This window comes from Methylobacterium organophilum, assembly GCF_022533465.1.
Classification (GTDB): domain Bacteria; phylum Pseudomonadota; class Alphaproteobacteria; order Rhizobiales; family Beijerinckiaceae; genus Methylobacterium; species Methylobacterium organophilum.
Genome location: NZ_CP092848.1, coordinates 3,744,827 through 3,760,457, shown reverse-complemented (window position 1 = coordinate 3,760,457; position 15,631 = coordinate 3,744,827). Strand labels below are relative to the sequence as shown.

Sequence of the window (15,631 nt, the reverse complement as noted above, 5' to 3'; positions counted from 1 at the left end):
GCGATGGGCGCGGCCGCCCTCCCCTCAATCGCCCGCCCGCGCGCGGATCACCCGGGCCTGTCCCCCCTCCACCAGCACTTCCGCCGGGGTGGGATGGGAGAGGAAGCCGGTGGGGCTGGCGGTGAGCGCATAGGCGCCCGATTGCAGCACGGCGACGAGGTCGCCCTCCCGCAGCTCCGGGAGCGGGGCGGCCCGGGCCAGGATGTCCAGGGGCGTGCAGAGAGGGCCGGTGACGGTCCAGGGCTGACGCGCCGCGCCTGCCCGCTCCGCGACCGGAACCAGGGGAAAGTCCCGCTTGACCACCTGGCCGAGATTGCCGGAGGCGGCGAGGTGGTGGTGCATGCCGCCATCGGTGATGGCGAAATGCTGGCCGCGCGAGGACTTGGCCGCCCGCAGGCGGGCCACGTACAGCCCCGCCGGCCCGACGAGATAGCGCCCCGGCTCCAGCAGGATGCGGGCGCCGCCGAGATTCATCGCGTCCCGCTCGGCCCGGAGGGCGTCGAGGCCGGCCGTGAGCTCGGCCAGGTCGAGGGCGGAATCGCCGGGGAAATAGGGGATGCCGAGGCCGCCGCCGAGATCGATCGTGTGGAGGGGGCGCCCGATCCGGCCGGCGAGGCGGGCGGCGAGACCGAGGCCGTGGCGCCACTGGGTCAGCAGCGTGGCCGCCTGGAGGGTCTGGGTGCCGGCGAAGAGATGCAGGCCCGTCAGCTCCAGGCCCGGGGCCGCCTCGACCCGGTCGATGGCCGTGTCGAGATCCTCCTCGTCGAAGCCGAAGGGCGAGGGCTTGCCGCCCATGCGCATCGCCCCGCCCTGGGCGGCGGCGTCCGGATTGACCCGGATCGCGACGCGCACTTGGCGCCCCAGCCGGGTGGCGATGGCGGAGAGGCGCTCGACCTCCTCGGCATTCTCCAGATGGATCTCGCCGATGCCCGCCGCGACCGCCCGCTCCAGCTCCGCCGCGCCCTTGCCCGGGCCGGCGAAGAGGATGTCGCTGGGGGCGACGCCGGCCTGCAACGCCGCGGCGAACTCGGCCCCGGAGGCGATCTCCGCGCCGGCCCCCTCCTCCCGGAACACGGCGATCACCGCCGGGTTCGGGTTGGCCTTTACCGAATAGACCACCTCCGCGAAGCCGCGCATGGCCATGCGCAGGGCGCGGTAGGTCGCCCGCATCAGCCCGGCATCGTAGACGAAGAGCGGCGTGCCGTGGGCCTCGGCCAGCGCCGCGACGTCGACGCCCCCCGCCCGGAGCTTGCCCTCGGCATAGGGGAAATGCGCCGCGACCAGCCGCTCGGCGAGGCTCGGCCCCTCAGGCATCGACGGGCCGGCGCTCGGCGCGGGAGGCCTCGTGGGCCGCGATCTGGGCGGCCTCGGCCTGGGTCTGGGCGGCGACGCGCTCGGCGGCGAGTCGCTTGTAGTCGACCTTGCCGTTGGGGGTGGTGGGCAGGGCGCTCACGCTCTCGATGGCCCGGGGCACGAGATGGGGCGCGAGCACCGCCCGCAGGTGCTGCATCACGTCGAGGCCGTTCCCCTCGCCCCGGCCCTCCGCCGGCACGGTGATGGCGTGGATGCGCTGGCCGAGGCCGGGATCGGGCAGGCCGATCACCGCCGCCGCGCCGAAGGCCCCGGTCTCCATCAGGGCCGCCTCGACCTCGCTGGGGCTCACGCGAAACCCCTGCGTCTTGATCATCCCGTCCTCGCGGCCGAGGAAGCGGAAATAGCCCTCCGCGTCGGCCACCACGAGGTCGCCCGAGCGGCAGACGAGGCCCGGCTCCTCGCCCGGCGGCGGGAAGGGGTCGGGCACCAGCACCCGGGCGGTGTCCTCGGGGCGGTTCCAGTAGCCCAGCGACACCGTGGGCCCGCGGTGATGCAGGATGCCGGGCTCGCCCGGGCCGGCGCGATGCCCGTCCGCGGTCAGCGCGAAGATCTCCGTCTCGGGGATGGCGCGGCCGATGGAATCGGGCCGGGCGTCGATCTCGTCCGGCGGCAGATAGGTGGAGCGGAAGGCTTCGGTGAGGCCGTACATCAGCACCACCTGGGTGTGCGGCAGGGCCGCACGCAGGCGCGCCACCGTCGCCACGGGCAGCGCCCCGCCGGAATTGGTGACGTAGCGCAGGCTCGACAGATCGGCCTTGGCGAGGCGCGGGGCGGCGCGGGTGAGCAGGGTCCAGAGCGTCGGCACCCCGGCCAGCCCGGTGATGCGGTGGGTCTCGATGGCGCGGACCACGTCGTCGCCGAGCCGCACGTTCTGCAGGACGATGCGCGCCCCCTGCTCCACGCTGGTGAGGAGCTGGTTGAGCCCGTAATCGAAGGAGAAGGGCAGCACCGAGAGGATGCGCTCCTCCGGGCCGATGCCGAGATAGGTCCGCACGATGCGGGTGCCGGCGAGCAGGTTGGCGTGGCTCAGCATCACGCCCTTGGGCAGGCCGGTGGAGCCGGAGGTGTAGAGGATGGCGGCCAGCCCCTCCGGCCCGGCCTGGGCGGGGCCGGGCGCGGGCGGCCCCCGGCGGACATCCTCGCCGACGAGGAGCGTCAGGCCGGGCAGATCGTCGAGGGCGCCCTCGAGCGCGGCATGGTGGGCCGCGTCGGTGACGAGGACGCGCGCCTCGCAATCGGCCAGGATGTGGTGGACCTGGCGCGGGCGCAGGGCCGGATGGATCGGCACCACCACGCCGCCCGCCGCGCTGACGGCGAAGAGGGCGACGCATTCGGGGATGGATTTCGGCAGGAACAGGGCCACCCGGTCCCCGGGGGCGAGCCCGGCCGCGGCGAGCCGGGCGGCCAAGGCCGCCACCGCGTCGCGATAGGCCCCGTAGGTGAGTTCGCGCGCGCCCTCGACCACCGCGACGCGCTGCGCGGCGCAGGCCTCTCCTTCGAGGAGGTGGTGGAGCAGGCTCGGGGCCATGAAGGGTCAGTCGCCGGAGCGCCGGTCGTCGATGTAGAGGGCGAGGGCATCGACGCTCTCGAAATTCGACAATTCGAACGAGTCCTCGTCGATCTCGACACCGAAGCGGTCGCCGAGCTCCATCATCAGGTCGAGGATGCCGATCGAGTCGAGGGCGTCGCTGGTGACGAGGGAGGTCGAGCCCGTCACCGAACCCGGCGGCAGGGTCGGATTGCGGGCGGCGATGAAGGCGAAGATCGCCTCGCGCACCTCTGACGCCGTCTGAGCCAAGGCTCCGCGCTCCCTCGAAATCCCGCGGCCCTTCTTCGAGCGGGTCGCGCTGGGATTGGCGGATTAGGCCATCGGGCGCCGGAAATCCACCGGGGGCGAGCGGCCGCGGGCGATGCGGACTTGTCTGCCGCTTTTCTGCGCAGTCCAAAGTCCATTTTGAATACAGGGATTATCTTCGCGCAACGAGCACGTGTGCTCCTGCACACAGGGCAGATCATGGGGCGCCTATCTTCATGATCATGTCGTCAAAGCATCTTCGCCATCAGCTGTTCCGCGCGCTGCTTATTCCGCATAGTCAAGCGCGCGCAGGGATGCCGGCGGCGATCGGCCCGACCTGCGCGCTTCCGCCGCCCTGCGCCCGCCTGACCCGCCGTCTCCTCTGCCGCGGGGAGTCTGGCGCGTGAGCACCAAGCTCGATCTCACCCATCGCGACCACCGCATCATCGCGGCGGTGCTCAGGGGCCGGGCCGCCGCACAGGTCTATCGCGGCGACCGCCTCGCCACCCGGGAGCGTTTCGAGAGCGCCAGCGTCGAGGGAGCGGCCGACGCGGCCCGCGCCTGGATCGACCGCCAGAACGACCCCGCCGAGGCCCAGCGCCGGGCGCCGGAGGTCGGCACCGCCGACGAATACGTCGCCCATTTCGCCCGGAACCCGCCCGAGGGACGGCTGCGCCGGATGCTCGTCGCCCATGCGGCCGCGCCGGAGCGCATCCTCTCCTCCGACGCCCTGGCCGAGGCCGGCGGCTGGAACAGCGTCTGCGCGGCCCACGCCCATTACGCCGCCTTCGGCGAGACCCTGGCGGAGGTCCTGAGCCTGACCCTGCCCCGGCGGGAGGACGGCGCCCCGGTGCGGATCTCGGCGGTCGCCAGCGCGATCCAGGAAGGCCCGCCCCTGCCCTCCGGCGCCTGCCACTGGCGCCTTCACGAGGAAATCGCCCAGGCCCTGGAGCGGCTGAACATCGCGCAGCGGCCGGCGCCGACGTGAAGATTCACGCCACCAATTCGTCTTCCGGCACCACGTCCACCTCCACGCGCAGGCGCTGGGCGCCGGAGGAGGAGACGATGCCGTCGATCGGGGCGACGTCGCCGTAGTCGCGGCCGCGGGCGACGACGATGTGGTCGTCGCGCACGCCGCAGGCATTGGTCGGGTCGAGGCCCATCCAGCCGAGGCCCTCCGGGCCCGGGCCGCACCAGACCGAGGCCCAGGCGTGGCTGGCATCGGCCCCGCGCAGGCGCGCCGTGCCGGGCGGCGGCCGCGTGCGCAGGTAGCCGCTGACATAGGCCGCCGGCAGGCCGAGGCCGCGGAGCCCCGCGATCATCACATGGGCGAAGTCCTGGCAGACCCCGGCCCGCAGGGCGAAGGACTCGGCGAGCGGCGTGCTGACGCTGGTCGCCCGGGCGTCGAAGCGGAAATCGGCGCGGATGCGCAGCATCAGGTCGTAGGCGGCGCCGTAGAGGGGGCGGCCGGGCGTGAAGCTCGCCCGGGCATAGTCCGTCACCGCGGGGACGAGGGGCACCCGCGGGCTGGGGAACAGGTAATGGGCGGGTCCCTGCGCATCGAGGCGGGGGGCGGCGAGCGCCGCGTCGCGCACGCGCTCCCAGCTCGGGCCGGAATCCGGGTCGGGCAGGGGCGGCCGCTCCACCAGGACGCGGGAGGTGGCCTCCACCGCGAATTCCTTGTGCGGCTCGTCGATGAGGAGGGAGACCAAATCGAGCCCGAAGAAGTCGCGGCGCAGCACCCGGCTGCGCGGGACCGGGGTGATCGCGATCTCGCTCGCGAGCACGCGCTGGCCCTCCCCGTCCCGGGGCTGGAGGCGCAGGGTGCAGTGGGCGTAGCGGACCGCCTTGGCGTAGCGGTAGCTCGTCAGATGGCGCAGGGTGTAGATCACGCGAGGCCGGTCAGCTTCTCGGGCCGCAGGGCGTCGAGGCCCCGGGGGAAGTAGCGGCCGGCCACCGCATCGGCCAGCGCCTCGATCGCGCTGCCCAGCTCGGCGAGAGTCGCCCCGTCCAGCTCGCTCGCCGCCGCCGTCTCGAAGCGGGTGGCGAGCTGCAGGGCGAGCCGGCGCTGCGGCTCGATCAGCCCGTCGGCGCGCAAGGCCGGAAGCGCATCGAGATGGCGCACCACCGCCTCGATCTGGAAGGCGACCGAGCGGGGGTTGTAGGGGTCGAGCATCACCATGTCGCAGACGGCGTCGCGGGACACCCCGGCGAGATAGCGGGCGCTGTAGGAGATCTGGGAATCGGCCAGCGCCAGCAGCACGCCGAGATCCTCGGCCCGCGCCGCCTCCCCGGCGAAAGCGAGGGCGAAGGTGCAGGTGTTGATCGCCCGCTCGATGCGCCGGCCCATGTCGAGGAAGCGCCAGCCGGCGGCGTGGTTCATGTTCTCCTGGGCGAGCCCGGACAGGGCGGCGAAGTGGCTCAGCGCCCGCTCGGCCCGGCCGAAGAGCTGGGATTCGGAGGGCTCCCAGGCCTCGCCGAAATCGAGGATGTCGCGCAGGTCCGTCAGCGCCCGCCAGGATTCGGCGGGCATGCGCTCCCGCAGGGAGGCGGCGCAGCGCCGGGCCGAGAGCAGGTGACTGAGAGCCGAGCCGCCGATCGTGCGCCCGCTCAGGGCCTCCTGCGCCAGGGCGGCGGGGGGCAAATCGGGCGCGCTTACCGATTCCCACTCGTCGAGCAGGGCGCGGATGCGCAGGGCGGTGGGCGCCCCCGACTCGCCGCAGCTGTCGCCGACCACGGCGTTGCCGAAATGGCCGAGATGGACCTGGACGAGACGGATCACCGCCTCGGCCCGCTCCAGATAGCGGCCGAACCAGAACAGGTTGTCGGCGGCCCGGGCCGGCAGGTGGCCGGCGATGCGGCGGATGCGCGGGGCGGTGGTGGCGAGGAGGGGCGGCGAATCCACGGGGGCGTCGGCCAGCACCCAGACATCGGCCGACTTGATGCCGGCGCGCATCTCGATCGGGTCGTCGCCCTCGTTCTCGGCGGTCCGGCAGAAGGCGCTCGGCATCACCCGCCAGCCCTCCGGCGTGGCGGCGGCGAAGACGCGCATCACGAAGGGACGCGGCACGAGGTGGTCCCCGTCCCAGGCCGGCATGGTGGAGAGGGGCGCGGCCTCCTCCCCGACCCAGTCGAAGGGCCGGTCGAGCAGGGCGGACAGGGCCTCGGCCCGGGCCGCCTCCAGGGCCTGCGGCGCCAGGATGGCGTCGCGCCCGGCCCCGCGCACGGGGGTGGCGGCGGGGCGCAGCGTCAGGGTGTCGAGATGGGCGCGGATATGGGCGAGGCCCTCCGGGTCGCCGCCCCACCAGGCGGGCGGGCCCGCGAGCCGCAGGTCCTCGCCGATCAGCCGCCGGGCGAGGCGCGGCAGATAGGGGGCGAGGGCGCCGGATTCGACCACGCCGGAGCCCGGCATGTTGCCGATCACCACGTCGCCCCGGCGCAGCACCTCCAGCACGCCGGGGATGCCGAGGCGGGAATCCGAGCGCAGCTCCAGCGGGTCGAGATAGTCGGCATCGATGCGCCGCCAGATCGCGTCCGCCCGCTTCAATCCGGCGACGGTGCGGACATGGACGAGCCCGTCCTGCACGATCAGGTCGTCGCCCTCCACCAGGAGGAAGCCGAGATAGCGGGCGAGCGCCGCCTGCTCGACATAGGTGCTGGAATAGGGGCCGGAGGTGAGCAGGCAGATCCGCGGGTCCGAGCGGGCGCAGGCCACGGCCAGGCTCTCGCGGAAGGCCTGGAAGAAGGCCGGCAGGCGCTCGACGAAGAGGTCGGAGAACAGGTCCGGGAAGGCGCGGCCGAGCACCATCCGGTTCTCCAGGGCATAGCCGAGGCCGGAGGGCGCCTGGGTGCGGTCGGCCAGCACGCGCCAGCGCCCGTCCGGGCCGCGGCCGACATCGGCCGCGTAGAGGCGCAGGAAGCGCCCGCCCGGGGCGGCGACCCCGTGCAGGGGCCTCAGGAATTCCGGGCTGCCCGCCACGATGGCCGCCGGCAGCAGGCCCTCGGCCACGAGCCGGCCCTCGCCGTAGATGTCGGCGACGATGCGCTCCATCAGCTCGGCGCGCTGGACGATGCCGGCGGAGAGCTCCGCCCAGTCCGCGGAATCGATCACCAGCGGCATCGAGCCGAGGGGCCAGGGATGCTCGCGCTTGTCGCCATAGACCCGGTAGGAGATGCCGGCGTCGCGGATATGCCGCCCCGCCGAGAGGAAGCGGGCGGCGACCTCCCCCTCCTCCAGGGCGGCGAGCCGGGCGAGGACGCGCGGCCAGGCCCCGCGCAGGCCGCCGCCCGCGTCGAGCATCTCGTCGACGACGCCCGGACGGCGCAGATAGCCCTCCGTCCAGCGGCGCAGCCGCGCGCCCGCCTCGCCCGCGGGGTCGAAGAGCGGCGGATCCTGCAAGGCCAGCGCGTCCAGGGGGCTCATCGCGGAGCGGGCGTGCGCAGGTCGAGGGTGAGCGGGAACTCGGACGTCCGCTCCTCCGCCGGCATCGTCACCCGGCCCGGGGTGTGGCCGATCGCCTCGAAGCGGGCGAGGCGCCGGCCCTCCGCCTCGTAGGCGTTGACGGGGAAGGACTCGTAGTTGCGCCCGCCCGGATGGGCGACGTGGTAGCGGCAGCCGCCGATCGAGCGCTCGCTCCAGGTGTCGAGGATGTCGAAGGTGAGCGGCCCGTGGGCGGGGATCGTCGGGTGCAGGGAGGAGGCGGGCTGCCAGGCCTTGAAGCGCAGGCCGGCCACGGCCTCGCCGCTCGCGCCGGTGCCGGTCATCGGCAGGCGGCGGCCGTTGCAGGCGATGACGTGGCGGCCGGGCACGAAGCCCTCCACCTTGACCTGCAGCCGTTCGACCGAGGAATCGACGTAGCGCACCGTGCCCCCCGACGAGCCTTCCTCTCCCAGGACGTGCCAGGGCTCCAGCGCCTGCCGCAGCTCCAGCCCGACGCCGCCATGCTCGACACGCCCGAACACGGGGAACCGGAACTCGTGCTGCGCGGCGAAGGCGACGGGATCGAAAGCGTAGCCGCCCCGGTTCAGGTCTTCCAGCACGCTCAGGAAATCCGCCCAGAGGAAATGGGGCAGCATGAAGCGATCGTGGAGCGCCGTGCCCCAGCGGACACAGCCGCCGCTCTGCGGCTCGCGCCAGAGCCAGGCGACGAGCGCCCGCAGCAGGAGCTGCTGGGCGAGGCTCATCCGGGCGTCCGGCGGCATCTCGAAGGAGCGGAACTCGAGCAGGCCGAGGCGGCCGGTCGGGCTGTCCGGGTTGTAGAGCTTGTCGATGCAGATCTCGGCCCGGTGGGTGTTGCCGGTGACGTCCGCCAGGATGTTGCGGAACAGCCGGTCGACCAGCCAGTGCGGGATGTTGGGCTGGTTCGGCCCCGGCACCTGGGCGAGGGCGATCTCCAGCTCGTAGAGGCCGTCGTGGCGGGCCTCGTCCATGCGCGGGGCCTGGCTCGTCGGGCCGACATAGAGACCGGCGAAGAGGTAGGACAGGCTCGGATGGCGCTGCCAGTAGAGCACCAGGCTCTTGAGCAGGTCGGGCCGGCGCAGGAAGGGCGAATCGGCCGGGGTGACGCCGCCGAGCACGACGTGGTTGCCGCCCCCGGTGCCGGTGTGGCGCCCGTCGATCATGAACTTCTCGGCACAGAGCCGGGTCTGGCGGGCTTCGCCGTAGAGGCTGGTGGTGATGTCCACCGCCTCCCGCCAGGAGGCGGCCGGGTGCACGTTGACCTCGATCACGCCGGGATCGGGGGTGACCTTGATGGTGTTGATCCGCGGGTCGTAGGGCGGCTCGTAGCCCTCGAGATGGATCGGCCGGCCGATCGCGGCCGCGGCCGCCTCGAGATGGCCGGCGAGCTCCAGATACTCGTCGACCCGCTCCAGCGGCGGCATGAACACGTGCAGCACCCCGTCCCGGGCCTCGCAGGCCAGCGCCGTGCGTACGGCCACGCCCTCGATGCCGGCGCCGTTGCCGCGGTCCGGGCCGCCCTTGCCGTCGCTGAAGCACGCCTCCGGCAGATCGCCCCGCGCCTCCAGGGGATCCTGCGCGAAGTAATAGGGATAGGAGCCCGGCGGCACGTAGGGCAGCGCGGAGAGGGGCAGGCGGAAGCCGAGGGGGGAATCGCCGGGGGTGAGGAAGGCGCCGCCGCGGCGGAAGACCCAGCGCTCGGAGATCCAGCGCCGTCCCTCGGCCACCGCGAGGCTCGCGAGCGGCAGGGCGTAGCCGACCGGGTTGCCGAGCCCCCGGCCGAAGACCCGGGCGAAGCGCGCATCGGTCTCGGCGCTGCCGCTATGGACCGCGGCGGTGGTGACGTTGACGGGAAGCTCCGCCTCCCGCGCCTCCCAATAGTCCCTGTCCTCGTAGGCCGGGAAGGCGAAGCCGGAGAGGCCGAGGCGCTTGGCGAGGGCCTCGATCAGCCGGTGCGAATCCTCGACGGTCGCCGCGCGCGGGCCGTTCTCGGCGGCGATCAGCGCGGGATCCTTCCAGATCGGCTGCCCGTCCCGCCGCCAGTACAGGGCGAAGGCCCAGCGCGGCAGGCTCTCGCCGGGATACCACTTGCCCTGGCCGTAATGCAGGAGCCCGCCGGGGGCGAAGCGGTCGCGCAGGCGGCGGATCAGCTGGTCGGCGAGCCCGCGCTTGGTGGGCCCGACCGCGGCGGTGTTCCATTCCGGCGACTGGAAGTCGTCCACCGAGACGAAGGTCGGCTCGCCGCCCATGGTCAGGCGCACGTCCTGGTCGGCGAGATCGGCATCGACCCGCGCGCCGAGGGCGTCCATGGCCGTCCAGACCGCGTCGGAGAAGGGCTTGGTGATGCGCGGGGCCTCGGCGACCCGGCTCACCTTCATCTCGTAATGGAACTCGACCTTGGCCGGTTCGGCGAGGCCGGAGATCGGCGCGGCGGAGTGGTAATGCGGCGTGGCGGCGAGCGGGATGTGCCCCTCGCCGCAGATCAGGCCGGAGGTGGCGTCGAGCCCGATCCAGCCGGCGCCGGGAAGATAGACCTCGGCCCAGGCATGCAGGTCGGTGAAGTCGGTCGTGGTGCCCGCCGGTCCGTCCACGGCGGTGGTGTCGGGCACGAGCTGGATCAGGTAGCCGGAGACGAAGCGCGCGGCGAAGCCGAGCTTGCGCAGCACCTGCACCAGCAGCCAGGCGGAATCCCGGCAGGAGCCGCTCTTGAGCGTGAGCGTCTCGGCGGGCGTCTGCACCCCCGGCTCCATGCGCACGCCGTAGGCGACCGCGTCCCGGACGCGCTGGTTGAGGGCGACCAGGAAGGGCACGGTGCGCTCTTCCTGCGGCACGGCCTCGAGGAAGGCGGCGAGCTCCGGCCCGTCCGCATCCTGGGGCGTCAGGTAGGGGGTGAGCTCGCCGGCGAGCTCCTGCGCGTAGGCGAAGGGCTGGGTCTCGGCATAGGGCTCGACGAAGAAGTCGAAGGGGTTGATGACCGCGAGATCCGCGGTGAGGTCGACCTCGATGCGCAGCTCGTCGGTCTTCTCGGGAAAGACCAGGCGGGCGAGCCAGTTGCCGTTGGGATCCTGCTGCCAGTTGATGAAGTGGTTCTCCGGCCGGACCTTCAGGGCGTAGGCCGGGATCTTCGTGCGCGCATGCGGCGCCGGGCGCAGGCGGACCACCTGCGGCCCGAGGGCGATCGGCCGGTCGTAGCGGTAGTGGGTGACGTGATGCAGGGCGGCTTGGATCGACACGGAGGCTCCCGTTGCGCTGTCCGGCGGCATGGCCGAGGACGCCCCTCGGCGGCCCGGCCTTATACACGCGGTGCCGACCGGATGCCGCCTGACGCGTCGTCCGTGTCCGCAAGGGGCTGAGTTAGCAAGATCCGTGCATCGAGGGCAGCCGGTCCGGGGGCGGAGCGCCCGGCCGCGCACGGGAACTTCATCCCATGCCCCGTCTTTGAGGAAGACGCCCGTGGCCCGCCGGGCGCCGACAGGTCCGCCCGATGAAGATCTTCCAGTGCCAGGCCTGCGACCAGCCCGTCACCTTCGAAAGCACCGCCTGCGAGAGCTGCGAGCGGCGGCTCGGCTATGTCTGCGCGGTGCACGAGGTCTCGGCCCTGGAGCCCTGCCCCGAGGAGCCGGGGACCGGGCCGCTCTGGCACGCCTATGCCGATCCCGGGCGGAAATACCGCTTCTGTGCCAATGCCGGCCATGGCGGCTGCAACTGGCTGGTGCCCGCCGATTCCCCCGAGACCTATTGCACCACCTGCCGGCACAACCGCGTCGTGCCCGATCTCGGCATGCCCTGGAACCTCACCCGCTGGCGCCAGATCGAGGCGGCCAAGCACCGGCTGTTCTACACGCTGCTGCGCCTCGATCTGCCGCTGGCCACCCGCGCCCAGTATTCCGACGGGCTCGCCTTCGACTTCCTGGTCGACCCGGCCGAGAACCAGCTCGCCGGCCCGCCGGTGCTGACCGGCCACGACAACGGGCTCATCACCCTCAACATCGCCGAGGCCGACGACGTCGAGCGCGAGCGGCGGCGGATGCTGTTCGGCGAGTATTACCGCACCCTGCTCGGCCATTTCCGGCACGAGATCGGGCATTACTTCTGGAACGTGCTGGTGCGCTACGATGCCAGCCTGCCGGCCTTCCGGGCGCTGTTCGGCGACGAGAGCCGGGATTACGGCCGGGCGCTCCAGGCCTACTACGCCGCCGGCCCGGCGCCGGACTGGGAGGAATCCTTCGTCTCGGCCTATGCCACCGCCCACCCTTGGGAGGATTTCGCCGAGACCTGGGCGCATTACCTGCACATCGTCGACACGCTGGAGACGGCGAGCGCCTTCGAGATCTGCGTGCGCCCGCGCCGGCGCGCCCACCCGGAGCCGGCCCCGATCACCATCGACTTCGACCCGTTCGAGACGGCGGATTTCAATCGGCTGATCGCGGCCTGGCTGCCGCTCACCTACGCGATGAACTCGCTCAACCGCTCCATGGGCCAGCCGGCGCTCTACCCGTTCAAGCTGACCCCGGCGGTGATCGCCAAGCTCGCCTTCGTGCACGAGCGTATCTACGCCGTGCGCGGCAGCGCCCCGGCGGCCCAGGGCGATGCCGACATGCTCAAGGCGGTGATCGCGGGCCTGCGCCAGAAGGTGGCCGCCCCGGTCCTGTGAGGCGGCCGGGGCCGGCTATTCCGCGGGGGCGGCGGGCTTGGCGGCCTTCGGCGCGGCGGGCGGGGCCGAAGGCTTCGGGGCGGTGGAGCCGGTCTTGGACGCGGCGGCCGGCGCGGGGGCGGCACCCGGCGTGGCCTGGGCGGCGGCCGGCGGGACCTTCGGCGCCCATTCGGCGTCGGCGCGGGGGCCGTTCGGACCGTTGGTCGGGCCGGTGAGCTGGCCGGGCAGCGTGTCGGTCACCCGCTTCCAGGTCTGCGACTGGCACAGGAAGGCGATCAGGCAGCCCTTCACGGTCAGCTCGTCCGCCTCGTCGGACCAGACGGTGACGTCGTAGAACTTGCCGTCCTCGGCATTGTAGATCTTGCCCTCGTAATGGGCGTCCTCGTTGAGCTTCAGACCGAGGATCAGCTGGTGGCCGAGGGAGGCGCGGGTGCGCTTCTTCGGGTCGGGATTGCGGAAATCGACCCGCGGCTTGCCTTCGTCGTTCAGCGGCACCTTGAGCCACACGGCGTAGCCGCAGAGGTTCTTCTCCTGCGGGCCGCATTTCTCGACGCGGATGCGCGCCTTGCCGTCCTGGGTGAGCCAGGTGCCCGAGGGATCGTGCGGTGCGGCGGCCGAGGCGGCGACCGGCGCCAGCAGGGCGATGGCGGCCGTGGCGGCGGCGCGGCGCCAGAAACGGAAAAGGCGCGTCGTCGCACCGATTCTCGATCCGAAGGTCATACAGTCTTCCTCACATCCGGTCCGGGGACCCGGCTTGTCCGCCGGTTTCAGCCCCTGGCCCTCAAGCCTTTGACCCCCGCCTTCGGATGCGAAGGTGACCGCATCATGACCGGCTTGCGGCCAAGATGGAGGAAAACGCCTGTCGCGCCGCCGGCCGGCGCGGGCCCGGGCCGACCTCCGGCGCGCATGCGAAAAGGGCCGGCGCGGTGCCGGCCCTTCTCATCGTTCGATCCTTGAGACCGATCACTCGGCGGGGATGACGTCCGCCGCGAAGTGGCCGCACCAGTCCTGGCCGGCGACGACCGGCCAGAGGCCGTGGCCCTGCGGATCCGGCTGGCTCACCGGCGGGTTGAAGCGGCAGAGGCCTTCGTCCGTGGCGGCGGCGCCGGCATTGTTCTTGTGCTCGTCGTAGAAGCGGCAGCTCTGGCAGTTCGCGGAACCGGTGGTCGCCATGGATCTCTCTCCTGTTTCGGGCGGGCATCCGGGGAAGCCCCGTCGCTCGTTGGGTTCAGAATTAGAATAACTCCAGGCTGTCGTCAACAGTTTGGAACGATTCTGATCTAATGGCCACGCTGTCGCCGGCCCGAGGGCGGCCGGCGCTTCGCGATCTGCGGAAGGCGGGGAGCGGTGACCCGTGCGGGGCCGCACCGGCGCCGGCGCCGGTTCGACGAAGCGCGCGAAGAGGCGATTGACAGGCGGCCGAAAGGGTTTATCCGCCGCCGGACGGTGGGCGGCCGCATTGCGCCCCGTCCGCCGCTCCAGGACCCCTTCTCCATGCCCAGCGACAGTCACAGTCGATCGACCGCGCCGTTCGTGCGCGCCGCTGTCCGCAAGGGCGCCTGACCGGGCGCGCCTCGGGCCGGCCGCGTGCGAGCGGCCGGTCGTCAGCGAGGTGCCCCATGACCCTGTTTCGATTCTCCCTGGCCGCCCTCCCCTTCGGCGGCCTCCTCTCCGATGGCTGCGGCGCGCCCGCCCCGCTCCCGGCCGTCGAAGCCGGACCCCTGCGCCTGCGCGCCGTCTGGTCCATGGACCGGGCGACCGGACGCCTGGTCTGCCGCTGGGTGGCGGAGCCGACCGAGCCCGCCCCGCGCCAGGCCCGCTCCCCGGCGGTCGCGGACGGCCTCCGGCGCGACCACCGCCCCGCCCCGGGGGCGGAGGGGCCGCGCCGCACCGCCTGGCGGTTTCGTCAGGCGGCCTGAGGCCGGGGCCGGCTCAGGCCGTCCAGGTCTGCCCGTGATAGACGAAGCGCTCGCCCTCGCGTGCGAGGGCGGCGAGGCCGTTCAGGGCCGGGTCCTGCACGGTGATCACGCTCGTCGGGATGGCCTTCATCTGCGCGGCGAAGGGATGCTTCGTCTCGAAGGCCTTCCGGAACGCCCCCTCCTCCAGCACCTCGAGGAGGCGGGGGGCGATGCCGCCGCCGATATAGACGCCGCCCACCGCCAGGAAGGTGAGCGCGAGATCGCCGCAGACCCGGCCGAGCACCTTGGCGAAGAGGCGGATCGCCGCGGCGGCCTCCGCATCCGTGCCGTCGAGGCCCGTCCGGGTCACGGTCGCCGGATCGAGGGGATGCGCCTCGTGGCCGCGGACCTTGCGCAGGGCGGCGTGGAGCCGTGCCAGCCCGGCGCCCGACAGCACGGTCTCCACCGTGATGCGCCCCTCGACCCGCTCCAGCGCCGCCCAGACCTGCGCCTCCTCCGGGTCGGTCGGGCCGAGATCGGTGTGACCCGCCTCCGTCGAGACGATGGCGAGCCGGTCGGCATAGGGGACCAGGGCGGCGGCGCCGAAGCCGGTGCCGGGGCCCAGCACCAGCCGCGCGCCGTGGCCCGGCTCCGCCACGCCGCCGATCGGGGAGAGGTCGCCCGGCGCGATGCCCGCCGCGCCCGCCGCCACCGGCACGTAGTCGTTGACCACCACGACGCGGGACAGGCCGAAATCCGTCCCGATCCGCGCCCCCTCGATCACCCATTCCGCATTGGTGAGCCGCACGGCCGGCGCATCCACCCGGCCGGCGATGGCGAGGATCGCCGAGCGCGGCGCGGCCGCGCCGCCCTTCTCCAGCGCGGCACGGATCGCGGCGCTCGGATGGGGATGGCCGGCGGTGGGCTCGTGCGAGAGGACCCGGGGTTCGGCGTCCGGCGCGTCGATCAGGCCGAAGCGGGCATTCGTTCCGCCGATATCCCCCACCAGCACCGGGTATTCGAACATGCCCGCTCTCTCCTCATGGCCGGCTCCGCCGGCCGCGAGGCCCGGACGGCCGCACCCGCGACGCCGCATTCCCGAGACCGGGCCCCGCACGGGACCGGCCCTCCGACGCTGAGTCTGCAAAGCCGCGCCCGATCCGCAACCCTCTTCACGGATCCGCAATCCCGGCCAGGCCGGCTCCGCCCGAAATCCCGCCATGAGGTGCCGCGCCGACCGACCGGACAGGGCCGAAAGCCCAGTTGCCGTGGCCGCCCATGCCGATTATAGACCCCCCAGTCAGACCCCGCGCCCTTCGTCTAGCGGTCCAGGACGTCGCCCTTTCACGGCGAAAACACGGGTTCGATTCCCGTAGGGCGCGCCATTATATTCCTAAGCCATTGTCTGGCTGGAATTTCTGCTAAAATCAGTACCTTAGGCCGCCGCCGGT

General features: G+C 72.8%; 12 protein-coding genes and 1 tRNA gene. 4 read left to right on the top strand and 9 right to left on the bottom strand.

The window, feature by feature from the left end; genetic code table 11:
- Positions 1 to 24: 24 nt before the first annotated feature.
- The 3 genes from MMB17_RS17730 to MMB17_RS17720 are packed head-to-tail and all read right to left on the bottom strand — an operon-like array spanning position 25 to position 3,172.
- Positions 25 to 1,314: a type III PLP-dependent enzyme gene (locus MMB17_RS17730; protein WP_241099739.1), complete on the bottom strand. Its 1,290-nt coding sequence runs from the start codon at positions 1,312 to 1,314 to the stop codon at positions 25 to 27.
- Positions 1,307 to 2,902, bottom strand: a complete 1,596-nt coding sequence (locus tag MMB17_RS17725; protein ID WP_241099738.1) for an AMP-binding protein — start codon at positions 2,900 to 2,902, stop codon at positions 1,307 to 1,309. The genes MMB17_RS17730 and MMB17_RS17725 overlap by 8 nt, the downstream gene beginning before the upstream one ends.
- 6 nt (positions 2,903 to 2,908) lie before the next feature.
- Positions 2,909 to 3,172, bottom strand: a complete 264-nt coding sequence (locus MMB17_RS17720; RefSeq protein WP_238311095.1) for an acyl carrier protein — start codon at positions 3,170 to 3,172, stop codon at positions 2,909 to 2,911.
- 400 nt (positions 3,173 to 3,572) lie between these two features.
- Here MMB17_RS17720 and MMB17_RS17715 point away from each other — a divergent pair, with 400 nt between their 5' ends.
- Complete coding sequence (locus tag MMB17_RS17715; protein WP_241099737.1) at positions 3,573 to 4,157, top strand: hypothetical protein; 585 nt, start codon at positions 3,573 to 3,575, stop codon at positions 4,155 to 4,157.
- Between the two features lie 4 nt (positions 4,158 to 4,161).
- Here MMB17_RS17715 and MMB17_RS17710 read toward each other — a convergent pair whose 3' ends face one another.
- From MMB17_RS17710 to MMB17_RS17700, 3 genes are read right to left on the bottom strand one after another with little or no spacing between them, the layout of a single operon-like run.
- Complete coding sequence (locus MMB17_RS17710) at positions 4,162 to 5,061, bottom strand: transglutaminase family protein (protein ID WP_241099736.1); 900 nt, start codon at positions 5,059 to 5,061, stop codon at positions 4,162 to 4,164.
- On the bottom strand, positions 5,058 to 7,592 hold the full coding sequence (locus tag MMB17_RS17705; RefSeq protein WP_238311092.1) for a circularly permuted type 2 ATP-grasp protein: 2,535 nt from the start codon (positions 7,590 to 7,592) through the stop codon (positions 5,058 to 5,060). The genes MMB17_RS17710 and MMB17_RS17705 overlap by 4 nt, the downstream gene beginning before the upstream one ends.
- Entirely contained in the window at positions 7,589 to 10,861 is a 3,273-nt protein-coding gene (locus MMB17_RS17700; protein WP_241099735.1) for a transglutaminase family protein, read from the bottom strand. Before MMB17_RS17700 ends, MMB17_RS17705 begins: the two co-directional genes overlap by 4 nt.
- Positions 10,862 to 11,112: 251 nt before the next feature.
- Here MMB17_RS17700 and MMB17_RS17695 point away from each other — a divergent pair, with 251 nt between their 5' ends.
- Entirely contained in the window at positions 11,113 to 12,282 is a 1,170-nt protein-coding gene (locus MMB17_RS17695) for a zinc-binding metallopeptidase family protein (protein WP_241099734.1), read from the top strand.
- Between the two features lie 15 nt (positions 12,283 to 12,297).
- On the opposite strand, the gene MMB17_RS17690 is transcribed toward MMB17_RS17695, so the two are convergent.
- Both MMB17_RS17690 and MMB17_RS17685 read right to left on the bottom strand, forming a co-directional pair.
- Positions 12,298 to 13,002: a DUF2147 domain-containing protein gene (locus MMB17_RS17690; RefSeq protein WP_241099733.1), complete on the bottom strand. Its 705-nt coding sequence runs from the start codon at positions 13,000 to 13,002 to the stop codon at positions 12,298 to 12,300.
- Between the two features lie 243 nt (positions 13,003 to 13,245).
- The gene (locus MMB17_RS17685; RefSeq protein WP_241099732.1) at positions 13,246 to 13,455 is read right to left on the bottom strand and encodes a hypothetical protein; all 210 of its coding nucleotides are present in this window, start codon (positions 13,453 to 13,455) and stop codon (positions 13,246 to 13,248) included.
- A 446-nt stretch (positions 13,456 to 13,901) separates the two neighbouring features.
- Here MMB17_RS17685 and MMB17_RS17680 point away from each other — a divergent pair, with 446 nt between their 5' ends.
- A complete protein-coding gene (locus MMB17_RS17680; RefSeq protein ID WP_241099731.1) occupies positions 13,902 to 14,201 on the top strand; it encodes a hypothetical protein in 300 nt (99 codons plus the stop codon).
- 13 nt (positions 14,202 to 14,214) lie between these two features.
- Here the strand turns inward: MMB17_RS17680 and MMB17_RS17675 are convergent, their stop codons facing one another.
- The gene (locus MMB17_RS17675; protein ID WP_238311086.1) at positions 14,215 to 15,207 is read right to left on the bottom strand and encodes a glucokinase; all 993 of its coding nucleotides are present in this window, start codon (positions 15,205 to 15,207) and stop codon (positions 14,215 to 14,217) included.
- Positions 15,208 to 15,489: 282 nt separating this feature from the next.
- Between MMB17_RS17675 and MMB17_RS17670 the strand changes: the two genes are divergently transcribed.
- A tRNA-Glu gene (locus MMB17_RS17670) sits at positions 15,490 to 15,565 on the top strand.
- The last annotated feature ends 66 nt before the right edge of the window (positions 15,566 to 15,631 follow it).

Excerpts from the sequence above, each read along its gene's own strand:
- MMB17_RS17705 (WP_238311092.1), bottom strand. The coding sequence starts at position 7,592 with ATGAGCCCCCTGGACGCGCTGGCCTTGCAGGATCCGCCGCTCTTCGAC.
- MMB17_RS17690 (WP_241099733.1), bottom strand. The coding sequence starts at position 13,002 with ATGACCTTCGGATCGAGAATCGGTGCGACGACGCGCCTTTTCCGTTTC.
- MMB17_RS17675 (WP_238311086.1), bottom strand. The coding sequence starts at position 15,207 with ATGTTCGAATACCCGGTGCTGGTGGGGGATATCGGCGGAACGAATGCC.
- MMB17_RS17725 (WP_241099738.1), bottom strand. The coding sequence starts at position 2,902 with ATGGCCCCGAGCCTGCTCCACCACCTCCTCGAAGGAGAGGCCTGCGCC.
- MMB17_RS17695 (WP_241099734.1), top strand. The coding sequence starts at position 11,113 with ATGAAGATCTTCCAGTGCCAGGCCTGCGACCAGCCCGTCACCTTCGAA.
- MMB17_RS17685 (WP_241099732.1), bottom strand. The coding sequence starts at position 13,455 with ATGGCGACCACCGGTTCCGCGAACTGCCAGAGCTGCCGCTTCTACGAC.
- MMB17_RS17680 (WP_241099731.1), top strand. The coding sequence starts at position 13,902 with ATGACCCTGTTTCGATTCTCCCTGGCCGCCCTCCCCTTCGGCGGCCTC.
- MMB17_RS17730 (WP_241099739.1), bottom strand. The coding sequence starts at position 1,314 with ATGCCTGAGGGGCCGAGCCTCGCCGAGCGGCTGGTCGCGGCGCATTTC.